Here is a 1,157-nt window from a genome sequence, read left to right on the forward strand (position 1 = left end):
CTAGTGTCCTGAGTCGTAAATTCGTGGACGGATGGGCGAGGGCGTGATCTACGGTCATGATGCTGACCGAGATGACGCCCGCTCCCGGTGACCCGCTGGGCCTCACGAGCGACGAACGCGAGACGCTGGAGCAGTGGTCGCGTCGTCCGAAGACAAGCCAAGCGCTCGCCGAGCGGGCGAGGATCGTGCTCGCGTGCACCGAGCGAAAGACGAACACGCAGATCGCGATCGAACTGCGGGTGCACCGAAACACTGTCGCCAAGTGGCGAGCCCGGTTCGGCAAGAACCGTCTCGATGGTCTGCTTGATGAGCCTCGGCCCGGGGCTCCACGGAAGATCAGCGACGCCGCGGTGGAGCGCGTGATCGCCAAGACGTTGGAGGCGAAGCCGCGCGACGCCACGCACTGGAGCACGCGCTCCATGGCGCGAGAGACCGCGATGAGTCAGAGCGCGATCAGCCGCATCTGGCGCGCATTCGGGCTACAGCCGCACCGTTCGGAGACGTTCAAGCTCTCAAAGGACCCGCTGTTCATCGACAAGGTCCGGGACATCGTGGGCCTCTACATGGACCCGCCCGACCGAGCGATGGTCCTGTGCGTCGATGAGAAGTCCCAGATCCAGGCGCTCGATAGAACGAGGCCACTCCTGCCGCTTCGCCCCGGCCAGGTCGAACGCCGCACGCACGACTACGTGCGGCACGGCACGACCTCGTTGTTCGCTGCGCTCGACGTGAAGACCGGCTCGATTATCGGCGAGTGCCACCGACGGCATCGCGCGGTCGAGTTTCGCAAGTTCCTTAAAACCATCGACGCGGCGGTCCCCGAGCATCTCGAGCTGCACCTCGTGCTCGACAACCTCTCCACCCACAAGACGCCGGCAATCAAGCGCTGGCTACTCAAGCATCCCCGCTTCCACCTCCACTTCACGCCCACGAGCGCGTCGTGGATCAACTTGGTAGAGAGGTGGTTCGGACTGCTCACCGAGAAGCAGATCCGACGTGGTGCGCACCGCAGCACGCTCGCGCTCGAAGACGCGATCGAACGGTTCATCTCGATCACGAACGCGGCGCCTAAGCCCTTCGTCTGGACGAAGTCCGCCGACGAGATCCTCGCCAGCATTGAACGATTCTGCCGACGGACTTCCGACTCAGGACACTAG

At 64.0% G+C, this 1,157-nt stretch carries 1 protein-coding gene; it reads left to right on the forward strand.

Annotated elements, in window-relative coordinates:
• The first annotated feature begins 71 nt into the window (after positions 1–71).
• Complete coding sequence (locus MLV88_RS23800) at positions 72–1,157, forward strand: IS630 family transposase (protein ID WP_243338821.1); 1,086 nt, start codon at positions 72–74, stop codon at positions 1,155–1,157.

The organism is Anaeromyxobacter soli (genome assembly GCF_022808855.1).
In the GTDB taxonomy this organism is placed as follows: domain Bacteria; phylum Myxococcota; class Myxococcia; order Myxococcales; family Anaeromyxobacteraceae; genus Anaeromyxobacter; species Anaeromyxobacter soli.